The sequence below is a fragment of the Rhodococcus tibetensis genome, from assembly GCF_024438035.1.
Taxonomy (GTDB): Bacteria; Actinomycetota; Actinomycetes; order Mycobacteriales; family Mycobacteriaceae; genus Rhodococcus_F; species Rhodococcus_F tibetensis.
Window position 1 is genome coordinate 155,955 of record NZ_JANFQF010000004.1, and the last position, 23,753, is coordinate 179,707.

General features: G+C 66.2%; 23 protein-coding genes. 14 read left to right on the top strand and 9 right to left on the bottom strand.

Translation table 11 applies throughout. From position 1 onward, the window contains the following. Positions 1-5 precede the first annotated feature (5 nt). The 8 genes from NOF53_RS06360 to NOF53_RS06395 all read right to left on the bottom strand — a co-directional run bounded on the left by NOF53_RS06360 (position 6) and on the right by NOF53_RS06395 (position 8,732). Positions 6-833, bottom strand: a complete 828-nt coding sequence (locus NOF53_RS06360; RefSeq protein ID WP_255966469.1) for an NAD-dependent protein deacetylase — start codon at positions 831-833, stop codon at positions 6-8. Positions 834-854: 21 nt separating this feature from the next. After that, on the bottom strand, positions 855-1,790 hold the full coding sequence (locus tag NOF53_RS06365) for a D-isomer specific 2-hydroxyacid dehydrogenase family protein (RefSeq protein WP_255966471.1): 936 nt from the start codon (positions 1,788-1,790) through the stop codon (positions 855-857). A gap of 9 nt (positions 1,791-1,799) precedes the next feature. Beyond that, positions 1,800-2,198: an ectoine synthase gene (locus tag NOF53_RS06370; RefSeq protein ID WP_255966473.1), complete on the bottom strand. Its 399-nt coding sequence runs from the start codon at positions 2,196-2,198 to the stop codon at positions 1,800-1,802. A 19-nt stretch (positions 2,199-2,217) separates the two neighbouring features. Beyond that, on the bottom strand, positions 2,218-3,495 hold the full coding sequence (ectB, locus tag NOF53_RS06375) for a diaminobutyrate--2-oxoglutarate transaminase (protein WP_255966475.1): 1,278 nt from the start codon (positions 3,493-3,495) through the stop codon (positions 2,218-2,220). A 27-nt stretch (positions 3,496-3,522) separates the two neighbouring features. Continuing rightward, positions 3,523-4,035 carry a diaminobutyrate acetyltransferase gene (gene ectA / locus NOF53_RS06380; RefSeq protein ID WP_255966719.1) on the bottom strand — a complete coding sequence of 171 codons (513 nt, stop codon included), beginning with the start codon at positions 4,033-4,035 and terminating at the stop codon, positions 3,523-3,525. 192 nt (positions 4,036-4,227) lie between these two features. Beyond that, on the bottom strand, positions 4,228-6,327 hold the full coding sequence (locus NOF53_RS06385) for a RecQ family ATP-dependent DNA helicase (protein WP_255966477.1): 2,100 nt from the start codon (positions 6,325-6,327) through the stop codon (positions 4,228-4,230). 58 nt (positions 6,328-6,385) lie between these two features. Then, positions 6,386-7,252: a ribokinase gene (locus NOF53_RS06390; protein ID WP_255966478.1), complete on the bottom strand. Its 867-nt coding sequence runs from the start codon at positions 7,250-7,252 to the stop codon at positions 6,386-6,388. Positions 7,253-7,262: 10 nt separating this feature from the next. Beyond that, complete coding sequence (locus NOF53_RS06395; RefSeq protein ID WP_255966479.1) at positions 7,263-8,732, bottom strand: MFS transporter; 1,470 nt, start codon at positions 8,730-8,732, stop codon at positions 7,263-7,265. A 373-nt stretch (positions 8,733-9,105) separates the two neighbouring features. Here NOF53_RS06395 and NOF53_RS06400 point away from each other — a divergent pair, with 373 nt between their 5' ends. The 12 genes from NOF53_RS06400 (at position 9,106) to NOF53_RS06455 (ending at position 20,114) form a co-directional block, all read left to right on the top strand. Then, positions 9,106-10,383, top strand: coding sequence for a glutamate-5-semialdehyde dehydrogenase (locus NOF53_RS06400; RefSeq protein ID WP_255966480.1), 1,278 nt, complete (start codon positions 9,106-9,108; stop codon positions 10,381-10,383). Positions 10,384-10,432: 49 nt separating this feature from the next. Further along, positions 10,433-11,344, top strand: coding sequence for an AAA family ATPase (locus NOF53_RS06405; protein ID WP_255966481.1), 912 nt, complete (start codon positions 10,433-10,435; stop codon positions 11,342-11,344). 10 nt (positions 11,345-11,354) lie between these two features. Further along, positions 11,355-12,815, top strand: coding sequence for a vWA domain-containing protein (locus tag NOF53_RS06410; protein WP_255966482.1), 1,461 nt, complete (start codon positions 11,355-11,357; stop codon positions 12,813-12,815). Between the two features lie 19 nt (positions 12,816-12,834). After that, the gene (gene nadD, locus NOF53_RS06415; protein WP_255966483.1) at positions 12,835-13,530 is read left to right on the top strand and encodes a nicotinate-nucleotide adenylyltransferase; all 696 of its coding nucleotides are present in this window, start codon (positions 12,835-12,837) and stop codon (positions 13,528-13,530) included. Positions 13,531-13,559: 29 nt separating this feature from the next. Continuing rightward, a complete protein-coding gene (gene rsfS / locus NOF53_RS06420; protein WP_255966484.1) occupies positions 13,560-13,985 on the top strand; it encodes a ribosome silencing factor in 426 nt (141 codons plus the stop codon). Next, positions 13,982-14,641, top strand: coding sequence for a histidine phosphatase family protein (locus NOF53_RS06425; protein WP_255966485.1), 660 nt, complete (start codon positions 13,982-13,984; stop codon positions 14,639-14,641). Before rsfS ends, NOF53_RS06425 begins: the two co-directional genes overlap by 4 nt. Further along, a complete protein-coding gene (octT, locus tag NOF53_RS06430; RefSeq protein WP_255966487.1) occupies positions 14,628-15,425 on the top strand; it encodes a diglucosylglycerate octanoyltransferase in 798 nt (265 codons plus the stop codon). Before NOF53_RS06425 ends, octT begins: the two co-directional genes overlap by 14 nt. Before the next feature lie 4 nt (positions 15,426-15,429). Then, positions 15,430-16,296 carry a DegV family protein gene (locus NOF53_RS06435; RefSeq protein WP_255966489.1) on the top strand — a complete coding sequence of 289 codons (867 nt, stop codon included), beginning with the start codon at positions 15,430-15,432 and terminating at the stop codon, positions 16,294-16,296. 69 nt (positions 16,297-16,365) lie between these two features. After that, positions 16,366-17,238, top strand: a complete 873-nt coding sequence (locus NOF53_RS06440; protein WP_255966491.1) for a ComEA family DNA-binding protein — start codon at positions 16,366-16,368, stop codon at positions 17,236-17,238. Continuing rightward, positions 17,235-18,806: a ComEC/Rec2 family competence protein gene (locus NOF53_RS06445; RefSeq protein WP_255966493.1), complete on the top strand. Its 1,572-nt coding sequence runs from the start codon at positions 17,235-17,237 to the stop codon at positions 18,804-18,806. Before NOF53_RS06440 ends, NOF53_RS06445 begins: the two co-directional genes overlap by 4 nt. A 55-nt stretch (positions 18,807-18,861) precedes the next feature. Then, a complete protein-coding gene (locus NOF53_RS06450) occupies positions 18,862-19,821 on the top strand; it encodes a TIGR03557 family F420-dependent LLM class oxidoreductase (protein ID WP_255966721.1) in 960 nt (319 codons plus the stop codon). Positions 19,822-19,943: 122 nt separating this feature from the next. Beyond that, positions 19,944-20,114: a hypothetical protein gene (locus NOF53_RS06455; protein WP_255966495.1), complete on the top strand. Its 171-nt coding sequence runs from the start codon at positions 19,944-19,946 to the stop codon at positions 20,112-20,114. A gap of 23 nt (positions 20,115-20,137) precedes the next feature. On the opposite strand, the gene NOF53_RS06460 is transcribed toward NOF53_RS06455, so the two are convergent. Beyond that, entirely contained in the window at positions 20,138-20,866 is a 729-nt protein-coding gene (locus tag NOF53_RS06460) for a GAF and ANTAR domain-containing protein (RefSeq protein ID WP_255966497.1), read from the bottom strand. 129 nt (positions 20,867-20,995) lie between these two features. Here NOF53_RS06460 and NOF53_RS06465 point away from each other — a divergent pair, with 129 nt between their 5' ends. Together NOF53_RS06465 and NOF53_RS06470 are read left to right on the top strand one after the other, a co-directional pair. Continuing rightward, the gene (locus tag NOF53_RS06465) at positions 20,996-22,546 is read left to right on the top strand and encodes a carboxylesterase/lipase family protein (RefSeq protein ID WP_255966723.1); all 1,551 of its coding nucleotides are present in this window, start codon (positions 20,996-20,998) and stop codon (positions 22,544-22,546) included. Positions 22,547-22,592: 46 nt separating this feature from the next. Next, the gene (locus tag NOF53_RS06470; RefSeq protein ID WP_255966499.1) at positions 22,593-23,702 is read left to right on the top strand and encodes a carboxylate-amine ligase; all 1,110 of its coding nucleotides are present in this window, start codon (positions 22,593-22,595) and stop codon (positions 23,700-23,702) included. Positions 23,703-23,753: the final 51 nt, after the last annotated feature.

Here is a 23,753-nt window from a genome sequence, read left to right on the forward strand (position 1 = left end):
GGCTGTCAGGCCGATATCGCGGTAGACGCATCGAACAGTGCCAGCAGGGCTTCGGAGCAACCTGCCTCGAGTGTGAGGGTGGCGAACTCGTCGCCTCGCGTCGACCCGCGGTTGACGATCACGATCGGTATCCGGCGTTTGGCGGCGTGCCGGACGAACCGTAGTCCCGACATGACAGTGAGCGACGAACCAGCCACCAGGAGCGCCTCCGCTTCGTCGACCACCTCGTAGGCAGCCGCGACCCTCGGCTTGGGGACAGACTCACCGAAGTACACGATGTCCGGCTTCAGGAGTCCGCCGCAGGACTCGCAGTCGACCATCCGGAAGTGTTCCGTGCTGGTGATGACGGCGTCGGCGTCCGGGGCGATCTCGACGCCCTGCGCGGCAGCCACCGTCTCGGCGAAGCCAGGATTGGCGTGTTCCAGACGTTCCGCAAGCGTCGCCCGCGAGATCGCAGCGCCGCACGTCAGACACCGCACCTGCGCATAGGTGCCGTGCAGGTCGATGACCCGGCGACTGCCCGCCTTGGTGTGGAGCAGATCGACGTTCTGGGTGATCACCGCGTGCACGACGCCGGCGCGTTCGAGACCGGCCAGGGCCCGATGCCCGGCGTTGGGCCGCGCTGCGTCCATGTGCCGCCAGCCGAGGTGATTGCGGGCCCAGTAGTGGCGGCGGAAGTCGGGGTCGCCGATGAACTGCTGGAACGTCATCGGGTTGCGCGGGGGAGAGTCCGGACCCCGGTAGTCGGGGATCCCGGAGTCCGTGGAAAGGCCGGCGCCGGTAACCACACACAGGCGCCGGCCGCTGAGCACGTCGAGCAGTCGGTCGAACACGCACTCCAGGGTAGCGCCGCGTCAGTAACCGACGACGGGATCGATCAGAGCGGTGAGCCGCTCACCGGCGACGAATCGGGTCACGTTCAAAGCCACATGATCGGCGAACGCGGGCGGGCGCACGGACGGCGGGTTGGAATCGTGGGGAGTGATGATGACGTTGGGCAGTTCCCAGAGCGGGTGACCATCGGGAAGCGGCTCCGGGTCCGTGACATCGAGTCCGGCGCCGCCGATGCTGCCGTTCCGCAACGCGTGCACGAGGGCATCGGTATCGATGAGCGGCCCGCGAGCCACGTTGATCACCCAGGACGTCGACTTCATCTGGGCTAGCTCGGCGCCACTGACCAGGTGATGTGTCGCGGAGGTGGCGGGCGCGCCGATGACGAAATGGTCGGCCCTGGGCCAGACCTCGTTCAACCTGGTGGTCGGGAGCGTCTCGATGGCACCGGGAACGGGGCTGCCCGAACGATTCACCGCGATCACATCGGCACCGAGCGCGGCCAACATGGGAATGAGTGCCCGGCCGATTCCGCCGGCGCCCACCATGGCGACCGTCGCACCACGCAGCGTTCCGACCTTGGAGTAGAAATCGTGCTGACGCCACGTCCTGGCCTCCATGTGCTCCGGGAGTGCCCGGACCCCGGCCAGGAGAAGTGTCAGTGCGTGTTCGGCGACCGTGGCCGCGAACGCGCCCGCGGCCGACGTCCACATGATCTGCGTGTCGGGTGTGATGAGTTTCGCATCGAACCACTGCTCGACTCCTGCGGAATCGAGTTGCACCCACCGAATATTCGGCGGGAGCGGGTCGGGAAACCCGATCGTGCCCGCGGTCCACACCAACGCATCGGCGGACTCGAAGGGCGACAGACGGGCGCCGCCCCGGCGCACCGCGTCCTCGAGGAGCGGGTCCGGGGCGGGTCCGATGGCAACAGCTGGAACAGCAACGTCGTCGGCCATGGTTCGACGCTACGCGGGAACCTCGATCAACGGGTAGACACCGTTCTCGTCATGTACCTCACGTCCCGTCACGGGCGGGTTGAATACGCACAGCATGCGCATTTCCGTTTCCGGCTCGACGCGATGCCGTTCGTGTCCGTTCAGCAGATACATCGATCCGGGTCCGAGTTCGTAGACCTTGTCGTTGTCGAGGTCGATCAGTTTGCCCGTGCCCTCGACCAGCCACACGGCCTCGACGTGGTTGGCGTAGTGGAACTCGTTGACCGTTCCGGCCTTGATTGTGGTCTCGTGGAAGGAGAAGCCCACCTTGTCACCGCCGAGGACGATGCGCTTGCTGCGCCAATTGCCGTCCTCGCTGGTGATGTCGCGCTCGGTGTCGGTGATCTCTGCGGTGGTGCGAACGATCATGGGTACTCCCATCCTCTCTCTAGCTGCAAACCTTGCCGGTGGCGTCGGCGAGAATGCCGAGTCCGTGGTCGAGTTCCTCGTCGGTGATGGTGAGTGCCGGCAACAGCTTGACCACCTCGTCGGACGGTCCGGAGGTCTCGGCGAGCAGTCCCTCGTCGAAAGCGAGTTTGCACACCTTGCCCGCATTCTCGGCCTCGTCGAAGACGAGACCCTGAACCAGGCCGCGACCACGGGTGAAGACCTTGCCCTCGAACTGGTTGGACAGCGCGGTGAACGCCTGGTTGATCTTCTCGCCCTTCGCCAGCGTCGACTGATGCAGAGCGTCGTCGGACCAGTAGTGGTCCAGAGCCACCTTCGAGGTGATGAAGGCGGGGTTGTTGCCGCGGAACGTGCCGTTGTGTTCGCCCGGACCCCACACGTCGAGTTCGCGTTTGAACAGCGTGAGCGCCATCGGGAGCCCATAACCGCTGATCGACTTCGACAGGCAGACGATGTCTGGAGTGATGCCGGCGATCTCGAAAGAGAAGAACGGGCCGGTGCGTCCGCAGCCCATCTGGACGTCGTCGACGATCAACAGGATGTCGCGTTCGGCGCAGAGGTCCGCAAGTGCGCGCAGCCACTCGGGCCGGGCGACGTTGACACCACCCTCACCCTGCACGGTCTCCACGATCACGGCTGCCGGACGGTTCAGGCCGCTGCCTGAGTCGTCGAGGACCCGGGAGAACCAGTGGAAGTCCTCGGTGACACCGTCGAAGTAGTTGTCGAACGGCATCGGGGTGGCATGCACCAGCGGAATACCGGCGCCGGCGCGTTTCATCGAGTTACCGGTGACCGAGAGCGCGCCGAGCGTCATGCCGTGGAACGCGTTCGTGAAGTTGATGATCGACGAACGGCCCGTGACCTTTCGGGCGAGCTTCAACGCGGCTTCTACGGTATTGGTGCCGGTGGGTCCGGGGAACTGCACCTTGTAGTCGAGGCCCCGCGGTTTCAGGATCTTGTCCTCGAAGGTCTCGAGCAGTTCGCGTTTCGCTACGGTCGACATGTCGAGGCCGTGCGTGATCCCGTCGCCGACGATGTAGTCGACAAGTGCAGATTTGAGCACCGGGTTGTTGTGGCCGTAGTTCAGCGAGCCGGCTCCGGCGAAGAAGTCGAGGTAGTCCTTGCCGTTCTCATCGCGGATCCATGATCCGGACGCCGTCTCGAAAACGGTGGGCCACCCGCGGCTGTAACTGCGGACCTCGGATTCGAGGCTCTCGAAAATGTCGGTATGAGTGTTAGTCGTGTTGCTGTCAGTCATGTTGCTGCATTCCTCCGCGGCATGCTCTTAGCCGATCGTGTAAAGATCTTCGGCTTCGTGTCCATCGGGAAAATCGTTGGGCGAGAATAAATCTTGCTTGGTGATCGCCGTATTTCGGCGCCGCGCCAATGCGGTGAACAGTGCGATCGATGCCTCGTTGTCGGGACTGATCGTCGTCTCGAGCTGGGTGATCCCTTCAGGCGCAAGCCGATCGAGCAAGGCGCCCAGCATGCGTCCGGCAATTCCCTTGCCGCGCTGGTCTGCGTCTACGGCGACTTGCCAGACGAACAGTGTCGCCGGGGATTCGGGGCGGATGTAGCCGGAAACGAATCCCACTACTCGTTCGTCGACCACTGCGACGATCGACGTGCGGCTGAAATCTCTGCACCACAACAGGTAGGCGTAACTCGAATTGAGGTCGAGCACTTCCGTGTTCCTGGCGATCTCCCAGAGCCGGACTCCATCAGAGATCTGTGGACTTCGAAACAACACCGCGTCCGGCGCGGTGGTCGGGATGGCACTCTTCTGAACAGGCGTCATTGGAAAATCCAACCTAACAACCATCCACTCCGATTTCACGTGCGTCGCGAAATTGGACAGTCCGGGCACGGGGCCTTCGCAGGTGAGACGGGTAATGTGACGCTGGTCACATTATGTAACTTTTCGGTGATCCGCAAGCGACAAACTTGTCCTTCTCGAGACCTGGTGGCCCCACGCGACGGACTAGGGGGGTTACTTCACGCTGGCGAGGGCGAAGGGCAGCACCGACGTGGCGCCCGCCGCCCGCAGCGTGCGCGCCGCCATCGTCAGGGTCCAGCCCGTGTCGGTGAGGGTATCGACCAGGAGGACCGGCCCGGTGTGCGCCGTCAACTGCGGGGCTTCCCACGCGCCGGCCAGACCGGCGACGCGGTAAGCGGAGTTGGCCGCCGAGACCGGTGGATGGCCGGGCCGCAGCTTCAAGACGCCGAGGTGTTCGAGCCGTCCGATCTGGGCGAGTCGCTCCGCCAACGAGGCCGCGAGAACTGGGTGAGAGGTCGATTCGACCGCCATGACGGCGGTGGGCCGCTGCGTCCAGTCCCACGACGCCAGCACGGCGATACACGCCTGCAGCACGTTCTCGGGTGCCGGACCGTCCGGTGCGTCGATCAGGGCGCGCAGGCGCTGGCCCCAGCCGAGGTCGGACAACCTGCCGAGGATACGACCCGGTTCCGGACCGTCCGTAATCTTTCCGGACAGCGAGACACCGAGCTTGCCGAGCCCGGAAGGCCATTGTTTCCGCGGTGCGAGGTCGATACCAGGCCGCTCCAGACGCGATCGGGTCTGGGCCACGGCATCGGCATCCACGGTGGCGTCGTGGTGCACGCCGGTGCAGTTGTCGCACCGCCCGCAGTCGGAGGCGCCGGCGACCAGTCCCGGGTCGTCGAGTTGCTCCCGCAGGAAGGCCATCCGGCAGGTGGTGATCCGCTGATACTCGAGCATGGCCTGCTGCTCGGACTCGCGGGCCCGTTCGAGACGTTCGTAGCGTTCGGCGTCGTACGTCCACGGCTGTCCGGTTCCCACCCAGCCGCCGCGGACCCGGCGAACCGCACCGTCCACATCGAGAACCTTCAACACCATCTCGAGTCGCGTCCGCCCCAGTTCCACCAGCGGCTCCAAGGCCGGCGTGGACTGCGGCCGGTCGGGATCGAGAACCTCGATGACCCGTCGCACCATGTGCTCACGGGGAAATGCGACAGAGGCGAAATAGCTCCAGATCTGCCGGTCTTCCGAGCCGGGGAGCAGGATCACCTCGGCGCGGTCCGTGGAACGTCCCGCTCGGCCCACCTGCTGGTAGTACGAGATCGGCGACGACGGCGCACCGAGATGCACCACGAATCCGAGGTCTGGCTTGTCGAAGCCCATGCCGAGCGCCGACGTGGCCACCAGGGCCTTGACGCGGTTGTCGAGCAGATCCTGCTCGAGACTTTCGCGTTCACCGGCATCGGTCTGTCCCGTATAGGCGGCGACTGTGTGTCCCTGTTCGGTGAGCAGACTGGCCAGATCTCGTGCCGCCGACACCGTGAGCGCATAGATGATCCCCGACCCGGGCAGGCTGTTGAGCTTTTGGGCGAGCCAGGCCGCCCGCGCCGTGGCCTCCGGGATCTGCACCACTGACAGATGCAAGGACTCGCGTTCGAGCCCGCCGCGCAGTACCAGAGTTTCGCCGCCGCCGACCCCGAGCTGGGTGGAGACGTCGGTGACCACGCGGTCATTCGCGGTGGCCGTGGTTGCGAGCACGGGAATGCCCTCCCCGAGCTCGCCGATCAGAGTGCGGATGCGGCGGTAGTCCGGACGGAAGTCGTGGCCCCAGTCCGAGACGCAGTGGGCTTCGTCGACGACGACCAGACCGGCGTCGGCGGCGAGGGAGGGAAGAACCTGGTCGCGGAAGTCGGGGTTGTTGAGTCTTTCCGGGCTGACCAGCAATACATCCAACTCGTGTGCAGCCACCCGCGCGTGAATGTCGTCCCACTCGGTGACGTTGCCGGAGTTGATCGTGGCGGCCCGGACTCCGGCCCGCTCTGCCGAGGCCACCTGGTTCCGCATGAGTGCGAGGAGCGGTGAGACGATCACGGTCGGCCCGTGCCCGTCGGCCCGCAGGAGCTTGGCCGCGATGAAGTAGACGGCTGACTTGCCCCACCCGGTCCGCTGGACGACGAGCGCCCGTCTCCTGCCGACGACGAGCGCTTCTATAGCCGTCCACTGGTCGTCGCGCAGGCTCGCTGCGGGTCCTGCCAGCTCTCGGAGCAGGCGTTCGGCCTCGTCGCGGAGTGCGGGCGTGGTGGCGGTGGTCATGACCCCATGGTGCACGACTGCTGTGACACTCCTCCCGCCGACAGAGAAAACGGCCTGTTCAGGGGCGGAGCGCGGCCTCGATGTCGGTGCGGGTGGGTGAGGATGTCGAGGCTCCTCGTCGGGTGGTCGCGAGGGCGCCTGCCGCGGTCGCGAACGGCAGCGCGGCCTCGGGGCCGCGCATCCAGGACACCGCCAGAGCGCCCGCGAACGCGTCACCGGCACCCGTCGTGTCCACCACCTGAGCCGCGGGTGCGTCGGCATGCACGGCGGCGCCGTCCGGGTTCGTGTACTCCGCGCCCGATCCGCCCAGTGTGGTCACCAGATGCGGGACGGCGTGCGTCACGTCGGGACCGAGTTGCGCGGCTTCGGTTTCGTTGACCACCAACACATCGACGAGTTCTATGAGCTCGGGGGAAAGTGGTTGAGCGGGTGAGGGATTGAGCATCACCACCGTATCGTGGGCAGCAGCGTGCGCGGCTGCAGCCAGCACGGTCGCGACCGGTATCTCGAGTTGGCAGAGCAGCACGTCGGCGGCGGCGATGGCCTCGAGATCTGCGGGTTCGAGGTCGGTCAGGGCGCTGTTGGCGCCCGGTATCACGACAATGCTGTTCTGGCCGGCGGCGTCGACGGTGATGGTCGCGATCCCGCTCGGCCCGTCGACCTCGCGCAGGTGTGTGGTGTCCACTTCGGCTTCCACCAGGGTTTGCCGCAGTTCGAGAGCGAACGTATCGGAACCGACGGCGCCGATGAACGTGACACGTCCTCCTGCCCGTGCCGCGGCGACGGCCTGGTTTGCGCCTTTGCCGCCGGGAGTGGCGGCAAAGGCGCTGCCCAAGATGGTCTCGCCAGGGGCGGGTAATCGCTCGGTCGCCGTCAGCAGATCCATGTTGACGCTACCGACGACGGCGATCCTGGGAGCGGACATGACCGAAAGACTATCTCGCGTCGAGGGAGTCCGCCTGCTGCTCGGGCATCGGCGACGCGTCTGTCTTGTTCCGCCGCAACCGGCCGAGGATGCGACGAGCCTCTGCATCGGTCGCGACGGCAGGCGACGACCCCGCGAGCGGCTTGCGGGCGGTCTCGGAGATGAGGAGAACCGCCAGACCCCCGATTACTGCCGCCACCATCATGTACATCGGAGCGACGAGATCGCTGCCGGTGGCGTCCTGCAGGGCGGTCAGCACCAGGGGCGTCGTACCACCGAAGATGGACACCGCGAGGTTGTATCCGATCGCGAGGCCGCCGTAGCGAATTCCGGTCGGAAAGAGAGCGGGGAGAACGGAAGGAAAAACGCCGACGAACAGCAGCAGGAGGCCGCCGAGTATCGCGAGTCCGAGAAATACGGTGAAGTAGTGGCCGACACCGATCAGCAGGTACGCCGGCAGCGACAGGGCGAAGAAGCCGACGAAACCGGCCAGGAGCAACGGCTTACGACCGACTCGATCCGAGAGTCGTCCCACAAGGCTGATGCACGCCATCATGATGACCATCACGATGATCATCAGAACGAGGCCGTGTGACTCGTCGTAGCCGAGCGTATTCGACAGGTACGTAGGCATGTAACTGAGCAGCCCGTAGTGAGCGATGTTGTAGGCGGCGACGAGAATTACGCACAGCACGAGGGGACGCCAATTCTCGACCAGTGTCTCGCGGAGTTTCCCGCCTGTGGATTCCTCTGCGAGAGAACGTTCTTCGGCCAGCTCTCGTTGCTGGAAGGCCGGCGTCTCCTCGAGCCTCAGTCGCAGGTAGAGGCCGATCAAGCCCAAGGGGCCGGCGAGCAGGAACGGAATTCGCCATGCCCAGTCGACCAGAGCGTCGGCGCTGACAGCGCTGCTGATGACGGTGACGAGTCCTGCTGCCGCAACATACCCGGCGAGGGTACCGAATTCGAGGAAACTGGCGAAGAAGCCGCGACGCTTGTCGGGTGCGTACTCGGCGACGAACGTACTGGCGCCACCGTACTCACCGCCGGTCGAGAAGCCCTGTATGAGGCGGAAGAGCACGAGAAGGACCGGTGCCAGGATTCCGATAGATTCGTAACTTGGAATCACACCGATGGCGAAAGTGCTTCCCGCCATGAGGATGATCGTGGTGGCAAGCACTCTCTTGCGTCCGATGCGATCGCCGAGCGGGCCGAAGAAGAGACCGCCCAACGGCCGGACGATGAACGCTGCGGCGAAGACAGCGAACGTCGAAAGCAGCTGCGCCGTACCGCTGGCCGCGGGAAAGAACACCTGGCCGATAGTGGTCGCGAGGTAGGCGTAGACGCCGAAGTCGAACCATTCCATGGCGTTGCCGAGCATGGTGGCTTTGACCGCCCGTGTGACCGAGGCCTCGTCGATGACGGTGACGTCGGGTGACTGCGCCACCTCGTCCGCGGTGATGGAGTTTTCTGGTGCATTCATGAGTCGTGCGCTCCCCAGCGCCGGTTTCACCCACGCGGGGCACGTACCTGATGCACGCATCTTTTCGTCGCCCGCAGGGTGAAGTGCTGGTCGGGTTCCACAGGCCACGGACCCTTCGGCGCGATGCGGCCCCCGCCGATCGGCTCTGGCTCGTGGCTCGGTCCCGCCCCCGCTCCGGGGACGACAGGACTACCAGCTGTAAGAGCGATTACCGTAGCAAAGGACTGGCGGCTTGTCGGTCCGAGCGTCGGCGGGCACCGGGTGAACTCGGGTGATCTGTGCCGTCACCTGGATGTTCTCGGAGAAGGCGTCGCGTACGCGCGACAGGGTGGTTGACCGAGCTGCCCCGAGCTGCGGTAGATAGGCTGTCTTCATGACAGCAGTGACCTCCACCGAGTCGACGGGCGCCGTGGACACCCGTGAGGCCGTCCACGCGGCGGCTCGTCGAGCCCGCACCGCGTCGCGGGTCCTTGCTCTGCTCACCACCGCGCAGAAAGACGCGGCCCTCCACGCCGCGGCCGATGCCGTGCTGGCCGCCACCGAAGTCGTTCTCGCCGCCAACGCGGCCGATATCGAGTCCGCCCGCGCGTCCGGCACCGAGGAGTCGCTTCTCGACCGGCTCCGGTTGACCGAGGCCCGCATCGAGGCGATCGCCGCCGGACTCCGTCAAGTGGCCGGCCTACCCGACCCGATCGGTGAGGTGGTGCGCGGATCGACACTGCCCAACGGGCTGGAATTGCGACAGCTCCGAGTTCCGCTGGGTGTGGTGGGCATGGTCTACGAGGCACGTCCCAACGTCACCGTGGACGCGTTCGGGTTGGCTTTGAAGTCGGGCAACGCTGCGCTCCTGCGCGGATCCTCGTCCGCAGCGAAGTCGAATGCGGCACTGGTCGTCGCGTTGCGTGCAGCCTTGGCCGCGCACGATCTGCCCGAAGACGCGGTGCAATTGCTGCCTACCGAGGACCGCTCCAGCGTCACCCACCTCATCCAGGCACGCGGCTTGGTGGACGTCGTGATTCCGCGTGGCGGCGCCGGACTGATCAGCGCCGTGGTGCGCGATGCCACCGTCCCGACCATCGAGACCGGGGTGGGCAACTGCCACGTCTACATCCATGCCGCCGCGGACCTGGAGATGGCCGAACGAATTCTGCTCAACTCGAAGACGCGGCGGCCGAGTGTCTGCAACACCGCGGAGACGGTTCTGGTCGACGCCGCCATCGCCGAGGTCGCTGTCCCGAAACTCCTGCAGGCACTGCAGGCACACAGTGTCACCGTCCACGGAGATCTTCCCGGCATGGTGCCTGCCACCGAAACGGACTGGTCGGACGAGTACCTCACCCTCGATGTGGCACTGAAGGTCGTCGACGATCTCGGTGCCGCGATCGAGCACATCGACCGATACGGAACGGGTCACACCGAGGCCATCGTCACGTCGGACTTGGCGGCCGCCCGCGAGTTCGGTGCCCGGGTGGACGCCGCCGCGGTGATGGTGAACGCCTCCACCGCCTTCACCGACGGTGAGCAATTCGGGTTCGGTGCCGAGATCGGGATCTCCACGCAGAAACTCCATGCCCGTGGTCCGATGGGGCTGCCGGAACTTACCTCTACGAAGTGGATCGTGTGGGGGGACGGGCACACACGTCCCGTCTAGCGCCGCAGCTCGACCACCACCCACGGAAAGCCCATCGAAAGGAGCGAGCGTGGATCGCGCATTGCCCACCACGACGCCGTTATTCGCGAGCGTCGACGACGTGATCGCCCGCCTCGCCGAAACCGGATACCTCGCCGACAAAGGAACCGCGACCGCGGTGTTCCTCGCTGACCGGCTCGGTAAGCCCCTGCTCATCGAGGGTCCGGCGGGTGTCGGCAAGACCGAACTCGCGCGGGCCGTCGCGCAGACCACCGACGCCGAACTGGTGCGGTTGCAGTGCTACGAGGGCGTCGACGAGGCCCGCGCGCTGTACGAGTGGAATCACGCGAAGCAGATTCTGCGCATCCAGGCCGGGGCGAACCAAGCAACGGGGAATGTGCGCGGCAGCGACCACAGCTGGGATGCGACGAAGGCGGACGTCTTCTCCGAGGAGTTCCTGCTGTCGCGGCCGCTGCTGACCGCGATCCGGCGCGAGGATCCGACGGTGCTGCTCATCGACGAGACCGACAAGGCGGACGTCGAGATCGAGGGCCTGCTCCTCGAGGTGCTCAGCGATTTCGCGGTCACGGTTCCCGAGCTGGGGACGATCACGGCCACCCGGAAGCCGTTCGTGCTCCTCACCTCGAACGCCACCCGCGAGCTGTCGGAGGCGCTCAAGCGTCGCTGCCTCTTCCTCCACCTCGACTTCCCGGATGCAGAACTCGAACGCAAGATCTTGGCGAGCCGCGTGCCAGAGCTACCGGAAGCAATCGCCGAGCAGTTGGTTGCCACTATCCGGGTGCTCCGCGGAATGCAGTTGAAGAAACTGCCCTCGGTAGCCGAAACCATCGACTGGGGGCGCACGCTCCTCGCGCTCGGGTTGGACACTCTCGACGACGACGCCGTGCGGGCCACCCTGGGCGTGGTCCTCAAGCACCAATCCGACCAGCAGCGCGCCGCCGCCGAACTGCGACTGAACTGAGGGTTTTCCCATGGCTGCAGGTGGTCCTCTCACATCTCGGTCGGCATCGTCCGGGCCCGCCGCGCCGCACGGGTTGCCCGGCCATCTGGTCGACTTCGTCGAGGCGTTGCGGCGACGCGGCATCATGGTGGGTCCGTCGGAGACCGTCGACGCCGGACAGGTCATGTCCGTCCTCGATCTCCTCGACCGCGAGGCGCTGCGAGAGGGACTTGCGTGCGCCCTGCTACGCCGTCCCACTCACCGCTCCACCTTCGACGCTCTCTTCGATCTGTGGTTCCCCGCTGCGGTCGGCAATCGGTCGAACGGGACCATCGACACGAGTCTCCCGCGAACCGAGAACGGGGACATCGACTACGACGCCCTGCGCGAGTTGATCGTCGAACTCCTCACCGACGGGTCGCCCGAAGCGCTCGAGCTCACCGAACTCCTGACCGCGCAGATGGTCGAGGAACTCGGGCAGTACCAGTCGGCGAACGGGCCGTCGTTCTCCGCGTACCAGGCGTTGCGGGACGTGGCGCCCGAGACGCTGCTGAAAAAGATCCTCGACGGGCTGCTGGGTAACCAGCAGGACGGCAATCCCACGAGGGCCGAGCACTACGAATCCGAGGTGGCTAAGCGCACTGCGGCCCAGCGGATCGCCGATTTCCGCAAGATGGTCGAGAAGGAGACACGCCGGCGGTCGGCTGAGAACCTCGGCAAGGAACGGGTGGCGTCGTACGGGGTGCCGAGGTTGGCCGAGGAAGTGGACTTCCTTCGCGCGTCGGACTCCGAGTTGACCGCGTTGAAACGCAACGTCACCCCGCTCGCCAGACTGCTGGCCAGCCGGCTCGCGGTTCGCCGTAGCCGCAACCGCGCCGGGTCGATCGATCTCCGTCGCACCCTGCGCAAATCGATGTCCACCGGGGGAGTGCCCATCGACCTCGTCCAGCGCAAGCCGCGACGGGCCCGACCGGAACTCGTGGTGATGTGCGACGTGTCGGGTTCGGTGGCCGGGTTCAGCCACTTCACGTTGCTCCTCGTCCATGCACTGCGGGAGCAGTTCTCGCGGGTGCGGGTGTTCGCGTTCATCGACACCACGGACGAGGTCACCCGGTTCTTCGACTCGGGCGCGGACCTCGGAAATGCGATGTCGCGGATGATCCGCGAGGCCGACCTCGTCAGCTACGACGGGCACTCCGACTACGGCAACGCTTTCGGCGTGTTCGCGGAGCGGTTCACGCAATCCATCACCTCGCGCACCTCACTGCTCGTGCTCGGTGACGGCCGTAACAACTACCGCGACCCCAATCTGGAGGCGCTGGCGCGTCTGGTGTCAGTTGCCAAGCACGCGCACTGGCTCAACCCGGAGCCACGCGGACAGTGGGGTTCGGGGGATTCGGCGGCCAAGGTCTACAACGAGGTCATCAGCATGCACGAGTGCCGCTCCGCGCAGCAGCTCGCCTCGGTGGTCGCCGGGTTGCTCCCGGTATGACCACGTAAGCTCGGCACTCGTGGAACAGGGAACAACGGGCACACGTCGGCGCCGTCTGGGCGTCATGGGCGGCACCTTCGACCCCATTCACCACGGTCACCTGGTGGCCGCCAGTGAAGTCGCCGACCGTTTCGGTCTCGACGAGGTGATCTTCGTGCCCACGGGCCGGCCGTGGCAGAAGCAGGGGAAAGTGGTCAGCCCTGCGGAGGACCGATACCTGATGACGGTCATCGCCACTGCGTCGAATCCGCGGTTCTCGGTGAGTCGGGTGGACCTCGACCGCCGGAAGGTGACGTACACCGTCGACACCCTGCGCGATCTTCGCAGCTTCCACCCCGACGCCGAGCTGTACTTCATTACCGGTGCCGACGCCCTGGCGAGTATCCTGTCGTGGCAGGACTGGGAGGAACTGTTCTCACTGGCGAAGTTCGTGGGGGTGTCGCGCCCCGGATTCGATCTCAACACCGAACATCTGGCTGCTCATCTCGACGCGCTGCCGGAGGACGCGGTCACGTTGATCGAGATACCGGCGCTGGCGATCTCCTCGACGGAATGTCGGCGGCGCGCCAGTCGACACCGTCCTGTGTGGTACCTGGTGCCGGACGGTGTGGTCCAGTACATCTCCAAGCGGAATCTGTATCGGCCGCCGGACTCCGAGCGCCTGGACGGGGCGACGACGATGTCGGAACCGGCCCCCGGTAAGACCAAGAGTTAGCACTTTTTCTACGAACTGGAGAACATCGAGTGAGCGCAACGACCGAAGCCATCGAGATGGCACGCATCGCGGCAGTGGCTGCCGATGAGAAGCTGGCCTCCGATGTGGTGGTGCTCGATGTTTCCGAGCAGCTGGTCATCACCGACTGCTTCGTCATCGCGTCGGCGCCCAACGAGCGCCAGGTCAACGCGATCGTCGAGAACATCGAGGAGCGTCTGCGTGAGGCCGGTCACAAGCCGGTGCGCCGTGAAGGTACCCGGGAGGGTCGTTGGGCGCTGCTCGACTTCGTGGACGTCGTCATCCACGTGCAGCACAACGAGGAACGTAACTTCTATGCGCTCGAGCGGCTCTGGAAGGACTGCCCGAGCGTCCCGGTCGACGGCATCGGCCAGCATGCTCCCGCCACCAACGGTGCTGATCCCGGCTCCGCGAACAGTGAGGAATCCGAGCAGTGACGGACGCCGCGCGCGCCCCGCGGCGGCTCATCCTGCTGCGACACGGCCAGACCGAGTACAACGCCGGAAACCGCATGCAGGGTCAGCTTGACACCGAGTTGTCCGAACTCGGCCGGTCGCAGGCCCGTGCTGCCGCGTCCGTCCTCGTCGCTCGCAAGCCGATCTCGATCGTGTCCTCGGACCTGCGGCGTGCGTACGACACCGCGGTGGAGGTCGGCGACAACGCCGGATTGCCGGTGCAGATCGACGAACGTCTGCGGGAAACCCATCTGGGGGAGTGGCAGGGGCTGACGCACCTCGACGTCGATGCGCGGGCGCCGGGTGCGCGCGTGGCCTGGCGTAGCGACGCGACGTGGGCACCGCCCGGCGGAGAGAGCCGCGTCGATGTCGCGCGTCGCAGCACGCCGGTGGTGGCCGAGCTTCTCGAGAAGCACGAGGACTGGGCCGAGCGACCGGTCGTCCTGGTGGCCCACGGAGGATTGATCGCTGCGCTGACCGCAGCGCTTCTCGATCTTCCTGTCAGTCGCTGGTCGGTGCTCGGTGGACTCGGTAACACCAGCTGGGTTCAGCTCAGTGCGCATGGGAACTCCGATTCGCCGAGCTGGCGCCTCGACGTGTGGAATGCATCGGCGAGCGTGGCAAGTGACGTCCTCTGACATGGAGGTCGGTACCGGAGAGCGGCCCGTCCTTCTCGTACTCGCCGACTCGCTGTCCTACTACGGGCCCAAGGGTGGTCTGCCGTCCAACCATCCTGACATTTGGCCCAATATTGTTGCACGCGAACTGGAATGGGACGTGGAGCTCGTTGCCCGAATCGGGTGGACCAGCCGGGACGTCTGGTGGGCCCTGACCCAGGACCCCCGCGTGTGGTCGGCCGTCCCCCGGGCTGGTGCTGTGGTGTTCGCGGTCGGCGGCATGGATTCACTCCCGTCCCCGCTTCCTACCGCGCTGCGGGAGCAACTCCGCTACATCCGGCCGCCCGCGCTGCGCCGCGTCGTACGGACTGGCTACCAATGGTTGCAGCCGCGCCTGTCTCCGCTCGGGTGGCCGGTAGCGTTGCCGCCGAAGTTGAGCGTCGAGTACCTCGAAAGCTCTCGGGCGGCCCTCGAATACATGCGTCCCGAACTGCCCGTCGTCGGCACCCTCCCGTCCGTCCACCGCAGTGAGGCTTACGGCAAGGTGCACGCCGGCCGGCCGGGTGCAGTTGCTGCCATCACCGCGTGGGCGGACGAGAAGAACGTTCCCCTCGTCGACCTTGCGGCGGCAGTGCGTGCCGACGTCTTCGGTGATCGAGGCAATCCGGACGGAATCCACTGGGGCTGGGACGGACACATCCAGGTGGCGGCGGCCATGCTGACCGCACTCCGAGGCACGGGGGCGGCGCCGCCACTCGACGAAGATGTCACTGCCGCCGACGCGGTGTCGAGCAGAGCCGAGTAGTCCCATGCCTGTAGTCGTTGTCACCGATTCGTCGGCGTCCCTCGTCCCCGAGGTCGCCCACGAGCAAGCAATCCAGGTTGTGCCGCTTCACGTTCTCAGCGGCGGCGAAGATTTTCGTGAGGGAATAGACGACATTCCGGCGAACCTCGCCGGCGTCACCACCGCAGGTGCTTCGCCAGGCGAGTTGTCCGAGGCCTACGAGGCGGCGTGGGAAGCGAGCGAAGGCGCCGGCGTGGTCGCCGTGCATATTTCGCGCCAGTTGTCGGGAACGTGGGAGGCCGGTCGTCAGGCGGCACAGGAATTCGACGGCCGCGTGCGTATCGTCGATTCCCAATCGGCTGGAATGGGTTTGGGGTACCCCGTTCTCGAAGCGGCCCGGCTGGCGAAGAGCGGCGCCGACCTCGAGACGGTATACCGGCGTGCTGTAGACGTCGCCGGTCGCAGTCGTTGCCTCATCGTCGTGGACCGGCTGGATCAGTTGCGCCGCGGTGGGCGGATCGGCGCGGCGGCTGCGTTGCTCGGCACCGCGCTGGCGATGAAACCGGTGCTGCATCTCGTGGACGGCAGACTCGTCCTCAAGGAGAAGACCCGGACCTCCACCAAGGCAATGGCCAAGATGGTCGATTCCGCCGTCGAGTTGGCGGGGGTGGACAGAACGTCCGTGGCTGTGCATCACATGCATGCACCCGATCGGGCGGAGTCGGTGGCGCAGCAGTTGAAAGAACGGATCCCGCAGGTCAGCGACCTCGTCGTCACTGATTTCAGTTCGGTGATCGGGGCACACGTCGGGTCGGGCGCGATCGGCGTCGTTCTCTGCCCGGAGCCCGCGGAGGGACGCCCTGACGCCGATTCATCCACAACCTCGAGTTGATCCACAAGCCAATGTTCCAGCCTGGCAATCACCGGCGGTCGGGTGGTGCGTGCCTTCTATCTTCTCTGTATGGGCATCAGGGAAGAGCGTTCGAGAGGCCGCAGCCGCCTTGCGTTCATCACGTCGGGGGAGGACACACTTCATCCTTCGAGTGCTGGAACTCCGCCCGGCCCCTCGACTCCGGGATGGCTGGCACCGGCGGAGGACACCGAACCTGAAGACGACACGACGTGGTCGGCGGAAAGGCGATGGTCGCGCGCACTCCCCGAACGTTGGCGGGGTGCGCGCGTCGACCCCGGCCGCGCCGGCGCTGCCGTCCTCGTCGTGGTAGGGCTGATTCTCGCGACGGTCGCCGTCATCAGTGTCCGCAGTGGTCAGCCGGAGGCGCAGGCGGTGCCGTCTCTTCCTTTCGCCCAGGTCCGTTCCGAGACCACCTCCCCTGCGGATTCGACCGAAGCCGCGCCACCGCACGTCCCGTCGACGGTGGACGAGATCGTCGTGAGCGTCGTCGGTCTGGTGAGCGCGCCCGGACTCGTGCGGCTGCCTCCTGGCTCCCGGGTTGCCGACGCGCTCGCCGCCGCGGGAGGGGTGCGCAGCGGCGGGGATACCCTCGCTCTCAATCTGGCGCAACGACTTTCGGATGGTGACCAGGTCGTGGTCGGTGTGGCCGCGCCGGAAGCGCCGCTCAGTGCGGTGGGAGGCGCCGAATCTCTGGAAGGCGCACCGGTGGAAGGGAAACCAGCGACGGGCGGCCTCGTCGATCTGAACACCGCCACGGAGACCGAATTGGACGCATTGCCGGGAGTCGGCCCGGTGACCGCGGCAGCCATCGTCGCGTGGCGCACCACCAACGGGAAGTTTACAGATATAGCCCAACTCGGTGAGGTGGACGGGATCGGGCCGGTGCGCCTCGAAAAGCTGCGATCCCAGGTCACCGTGTGAGTTCGGAGCGCGAATCACGCCGGCTCGACGTCCGGCTCGTACCCTTTGCCGTGACCTGTTGGGCGACAACCGCGGTCGGAATCCTGTGGGGTTCGCGGACGGCGTGGTGCCTGGTGGGTGGTGCGTTTCTCGCTGCTGTCGTGCTCGTCTCGACAGGTGTCCGGTCCGGTACCTCCTCCTGGACGCCGCACCGAACAGCTACATTGGCACTTCTTCTTTTCGGTTCCGTGTGCAGTACGGCAGTCGCCGCGCGGGTGCAGGCCGCCGAGGCACACCCGATGGTTGACCTTGCGTCGAAGGGGGCGTGGGTGACTTTGGTGGTCGAGGTTGCCGATGACCCGCAGGAACTCGCGAGCTTCGGCCGGCGGGTCCTGGTCGACACGCACCTGTACGAGATTCGCAAAGCCACCGAGACCATCCGCGCGAGTGGGACGATCGTCGTTCTCGCCCCTTCCGACGGGTGGCGAGGTGTGCTTCCGGGGCAGAAGGTGGTCCTGCGAGGACAGTTGAGCCCGCCCCTGCACCGCAACCTGACGATGGCGACGGTGCGGGTGTCCGGCCCACCGACGGAGGTGGGGCCGGCGCCTCCTCACCAGCGTTGGGCGGGCACCCTGCGGGCCCGGTTCGCGGCAGCGGCCGCCGTTCTGCCGCCTGACGAGGCTGGACTGTTACCCGGGCTGGTGGTGGGGGACACGTCGTCGCTGTCGACCGAAGTGAAGGACGATTTCACGACGACAGGGCTGACGCACCTGACCGCGGTGTCCGGCGCGAACGTCAGCATCCTCCTCGGGGCGGTGTTGCTCCTGGTCCGGGCTCTCGGACTCGGCCCGCGGGCCGGTGCAGTCCTGGCGGCCGCCGCGCTGGTCGCGTTCGTCGTGGTGGCGAGGCCGTCGCCCAGCGTCCTGCGGGCCGCGGTGATGGGGTCGGTTGCTCTGCTCGCGCTCGTGAGCGGACGCCGAAAGCAGGCCGTACCCGCACTCGCCGCGGGAGTCATCGCCTTGCTGATGTGGTCACCGGCGCTGGCAGTGGACTTCGGTTTTCTGCTCTCCGTCACGGCCACCGCGGCGCTGATCGTCGTCGCACCGGTCTGGGTGGACATACTCGTCGGGCGCGGATGGCCGCAGGCGGCAGCGGAAATGGTGGGGGTCGCGGTGGCAGCATTCGCGGTGACCGCGCCGATCGTCGCAGGGATGACGGGGACCGTCAGCGCCGTGTCGGTGGGTGCCAATCTCCTGGTCGCCCCGGTTATCGGGATCGTCACGGTGCTCGGTGCCGTCACCGCCCTCGTGGCTGCGATCGCGGTGCCGGTAGCGGAATTGACAGTCCGTCTGACACAGTGGCCGCTGTGGTGGCTCGTCACCGTCGCCGACCACGCGTCGCGGATACCCGGGGCATCGATTCTGGTGCCGTCGGGGCCGGTAGGCGCGTTACTCGTCCTCTCAGCAGTGCTGCTGGGCGGGGTGGCGCTGCGCGCCCGAGGGTTGCGGCTGATGCTGCTCGGCGTCGCCGTCGGTCTCGCGCTCTTGTGGGCACCGGTGTGGCCGTCCTCTCTCGCCGACGGTGCGTGAGTACGCCGCCATCCGGGAAACCTGCGGGGAACTCGACGAAACAGGAGGATTCCTCATGCAGGTCGGTTTCAAGCTCATGGCCGAAACGTTCGATCCACGGGAAATCGTGCGCCAAGCGGTGGAGGCCGAGCGCGCGGGTTTCGACTTCGTGGAGGTGAGTGACCATTACCATCCCTGGCTCTACAGTCACGGCCACTCGGGGTTCGTGTGGTCGATGCTCGCCGCGGCGGCCGCCCGAACCAGTCGCATCGGCTTGGCGACGGGCGTGACCTGCCCGTTCGTCCGTTATCACCCCGCGATCATTGCGCAAGCCGCGGCCACCACCGCGGTGCTGAGCGAGGGGCGGTTCACACTAGGCCTCGGCTCGGGGGAGCGTCTCAACGAACATGTCGTCGGCGGCGGGTGGCCGTCGGTGCGGGTTCGGCACGAGATGCTGCGTGAATCGCTCGACATCATTCGCCTGCTGTGGTCGGGCGGTTACCACTCCTACGAGGGCAAGCACCTCACGTTGGACGACGCCCGCGTCTACGACCTGCCTGAGGTGCCGCCCACTATTGCCGTCGCGGCCGGCGGCGCGGAGGCCGCCCGTCTCGCGGCGGAGCTCGGTGACGGACTGTTCGCCACTGAACCGGACCCGGAGCTGGTGCAGGCCTTCTCCGCTGCCGGCGGATCGGGCCCGAAATACGGTGAAGTGCCGCTCGCGTGGGCTCCCGACGTCGAGTCCGCCGTCGACTCCGCGCACGAGAAGTTCCGCTTCGGTATGACGGGGTGGAAAGTGCAGGCCGAGCTGCCCAACCCGATCAATTTCGAGGCGGCAACGGCGACGGTGCGCCCGGAGGACGTCCGAGAAGGGATGGCGTGCGGTCCCGACGTGCAGCGCCACCTGGAGGTGGCGGGGAAGTTCGTCGACGCCGGGTTCGATCACCTGGCGCTGATCAACGCGGGTCCCGACGTCGACGGATTCTTCGAGTTCTTCTCGAACGAACTGAGCGGGCCGCTGCGCGCGCTCACGTAGGCGGCACCGATTTCGGATGCGATGCGCGATGTGCCTATGCCGAACTGCAACTACGACTACCATCCGGTGTCACATACTGCGGCAAACGTTCTCGAAGTGCATCCGCATCGGAGGTGCGAGATATGTCGGAAGCTGAGCAAGCAGATCTCGATGTGGACGACCTCCTCGACGCCGGTCAGGTCCGCCGGGCACAGCGCGTCGTTGCCGCATCATCGCTCGACGCCGATGATTGCCGGCTCCTACTGTCCATGCTGGGCATCGCAGGGAACCCGGAGACTGCAGAGCTGGACTGATGTCGGGCAGCTGGTGGTGTCGGTCAGTTCAGGTTCTTGTGGTGGTGAAGGATGATGCGCTGAGCCAGTTCCGAGATCTTGACATTCATATCCTGAGACGTCGTCTGCAGGATTGTCAGCGCCTGCTCTTCGGAGATGTTGTGGAACGCCATCATCAGCCCCAGCGCCTTGCCGATCTCGCGGTTGCTGGTCAGGCCTGCTCGTAGAGTCTCGGCTTCGAGGTGTTCGTGCGCTGCGGTGAGCGCGACAGCGGCGAAGGATGCCAGCATGATTCCCTGTTCGACGGAGGCTGGAGTCAAAGCGCCCGGGGTATCGGCGAACAGGTTCAGGGCGCCGACCTTGCGGCGCTGCACGACGAGGCGGAACCCGGCTGCGCCGCGAACGGGGGTCTCGGCCAGGACCCGGCGCGCCAAGCGAGGCCACTGCGATGCGGCAGCGAGGTCCGGTTCCCACTGCGGTGTCTCCTCGACGATGGCATCGACACAGGGACCTTCGTTCTCGGCCCGTTCCAATTCGTCCACCCGTGCCGCGACGGTGTCATTGGCGGCTGCGGTGACGAATCGGTCTCCCTCGCGGAGCATCAGGCTGGCGTGGGAACAGCCGTCGACGAGAAGCGGGGCGAAGTCGCAGAGGGCTTGCCGGACATCCCGGAAGTCCGCACCGGCGTAGACGAGTTCGGCCAGACCGGCGAACGATGCCGCCGCCCTCCCCGCAGATTGTGAGCGAGTCGCTTCCTGCTCGTCGTCTCGCATCGGTTCCTCCACATCCGGGCACGCCCAGTGTTGGCGACCAGTCTGCCAGATGTGGGCAGGGTGGGGTCCCGGCCGGGAGATTTCCTCGATCCGACTCGGAAAACCGTGTCTGCAGCGGAAGATGACGGCATGGTGTCGTCCACCGATAGCCCGCTCGTGACCCTCGCTCAGGGGGCGGTGCGAGGTGTGCGCCTCGGCGGCACGCTGGTGTGGAGAGGGATACCCTACGCGGCTCCGCCGATCGGTGACCTACGCCTGCGCGCCCCACGGGCGGCCCAAGCGTGGGAGGGCGTGCGCGACTGCTTCGAATTCGGGTCGATAGCACCGCAGAACGAGCACGGGCCGCTGCCCATCGACCCCGGGCTCACGGTCGACGAGGATTGCCTGTCACTGAACGTCTGGGCGCCCGCGCGTCCGCAGAAATCCTCATGCCCCGTCATGGTGTGGATTCATGGTGGTGCCTACTATCTCGGGTCCTCGGCGCAGCGCATGTTCGACGCCTGCCACCTGGTGGAGCGTGGCGACGTCGTGGTGGTCACGGTCAACTATCGATTGGGCGCCCTCGGTTTCCTGGACTTCTCCTCGTTCTCGACGGCAGAGCATCCTTTCGATACGAACCTCGGCCTCCGCGACCAGATCGAGGCGCTGAGGTGGGTGCGAGCGAACATCGCCGCCTTCGGCGGCGACCCGGCCGATGTGACATTGTTCGGTGAGTCCGCGGGGGGTGGCGCGGTGACCACGCTGATGACATCGCCGGCCGCGGAGGGACTCTTCCAGCGGGCGATCGCCGAGAGTTCCCCTGCGACCTCGGTGTATGGCAGCGAACGCGCGGCATCCATCGCCGAGGCGTTCCTCGAACTGGTGGGCCTCGATCCCTCCACTGCGGGTCGTCTCCGCGAGCTTCCCGTCGACGTGCTGACCCGGGCCTGCGTGGAACTCGTGCAACAGGTGCCGGCACGCGTGCCCGGCACGTTGGCGGTTGCCCCCACCGTGGACGGGGATGTGGTGCCGCATTACCCGGTGGCCGCGTTCCGTAAAGGTCTCGCGCACAAGGTGCCGCTGCTGATCGGGACCAACAAGGACGAAGCATCGATGTTCCGGCTGATGAAGTCCCCGCTGATGCCTATCACCCCGGACGCCGTCCATCAGATGTTCGTGGCGATCACGGCGGATCACCCCGACTTGCCGCTGGACGAGGAGCAGCAGGTCGAGGCGGCGTACCCGGACTACCCGAAGAGGCGGTCCGCGATGGAGGTCTCGCGGGACGCCGCTTTCCGGATGCCCACCTTGTGGATCGCCGAGGCCCACAGTCGGGTCGCACCCACTTGGTTGTACCGATTCGACTACGCCACTCCGTTTCTTCGGGCAGCGCGAATCGGTGCGACCCACGGGACGGAGGTGGCGTACGTGTTCGGGAATTTCGGTGTCGTTCCCCGGGATCCCACCTTCAAGCTCGGTGGCCGCCGGACCGCCGCGCACGTATCCGAACGGATCCAACGGCGATGGCTGTCGTTTGCCGCGGAGGGTAACCCGGACGGCGGGGAAGGTGAGATCCCGTGGCCGCAGTACGAGGAGACGGATCGCGCCACACTGTTGATCGGCAAGTCGGATGTTGTGGGGGCGGACCCCGATCGGGATCTTCGCCGCGCCTGGGGTGAAGAGGTGATCGGCTTCACCTGAGCGGGTGCGCCGGTTTCGTATCGGCCGATCGGGGGATACCTCTCAGATGGGCGCTGTGGCAAGGGAATCGGTTCGGAACCTTACTGTGGGCGTCGAGGAGGAGTTTTTCCTCGTCGACACCTCGGGGCATCTCTCCAACGCGGGGCCCGATGTGGTGGCGGAAGTCGGTGAGGACATCTCGGGACTACAGCGGGAACTCTCGAGGCCGCAGATCGAAACGGCGACAGGCGTGTGTTCCACCGGCGAGGAGGTGCACGAGCAGCTCCGCACTCTGCGCAGCAGTCTGGTGAAGGTCGCCGCAGACCGCGATCTACTACTTCTGCCCAGTGGCACTCCGCTGATGGTCGAAGAACGTCCCGCTGCCATCACACCGACACCGCGGTACCAGCAGATGGCTCGCCGTTTCGGCCCCATCGTCGATTCGGTCACCACGTGCGGCTGCCATGTCCACGTAGGGATACCGAACCGTGAGATCGGTGTCCAGGTGAGCAACTACCTCCGAGGATGGCTGCCCGTTGTTCTCGCGCTGTCGGCGAACTCGCCCGTTCACAACGGGCGCGACACCGGGTACCACAGCTGGCGTCACATTCTGTGGTCGCGCTGGCCGTCTGCCGGCCCGCCGCCGCGCTTCGATTCCGCCGAAGAATACGAAGGGATCGTCGACGCGATGATCGCCAGCGGTGCTGCTCTCGACCGCGGCATGATCTATTGGCACATTCGGCTGTCCGACGACCAGCCGACCATCGAAATTCGGATCGCGGACGTCGCGATGACCGCCGCGCACGCGTCCGTGTACGCCATTGCAGCAAAGGGGTTGGTCGGGTGGGCGTTGCGGTGCATCGAGGAAGGGGAGGCCGTCGACTCCCCGAGGATCGAACTCTTGCGTGCGGAGCAATGGCGTGCAGCCCGGGAGGGACTCGACGGGGAATGCACGAGTCCGGTCTCGACGCGGACTCTGCCGATCCGGCGGCAACTCGAGCTACTGCACGATTCTGTGAGTCACATCCTCGGCGCGGAGGATCGGGCGTTCCTCGAGGCGGGACTCGACTCGATGCTCCGTGACGGAACGGGCGCAGAGCGGCAACGAGCCGAATTCGAACGGCACGGCTCGACGGCCGACGTGCTGGCACTGCTGACCCGGGAGGTGACCAGTTGAGAGTTCCTCCGTCGGGTAGCGCTGGGGGGCGCCGTTCGTGTCTGCCGCCCG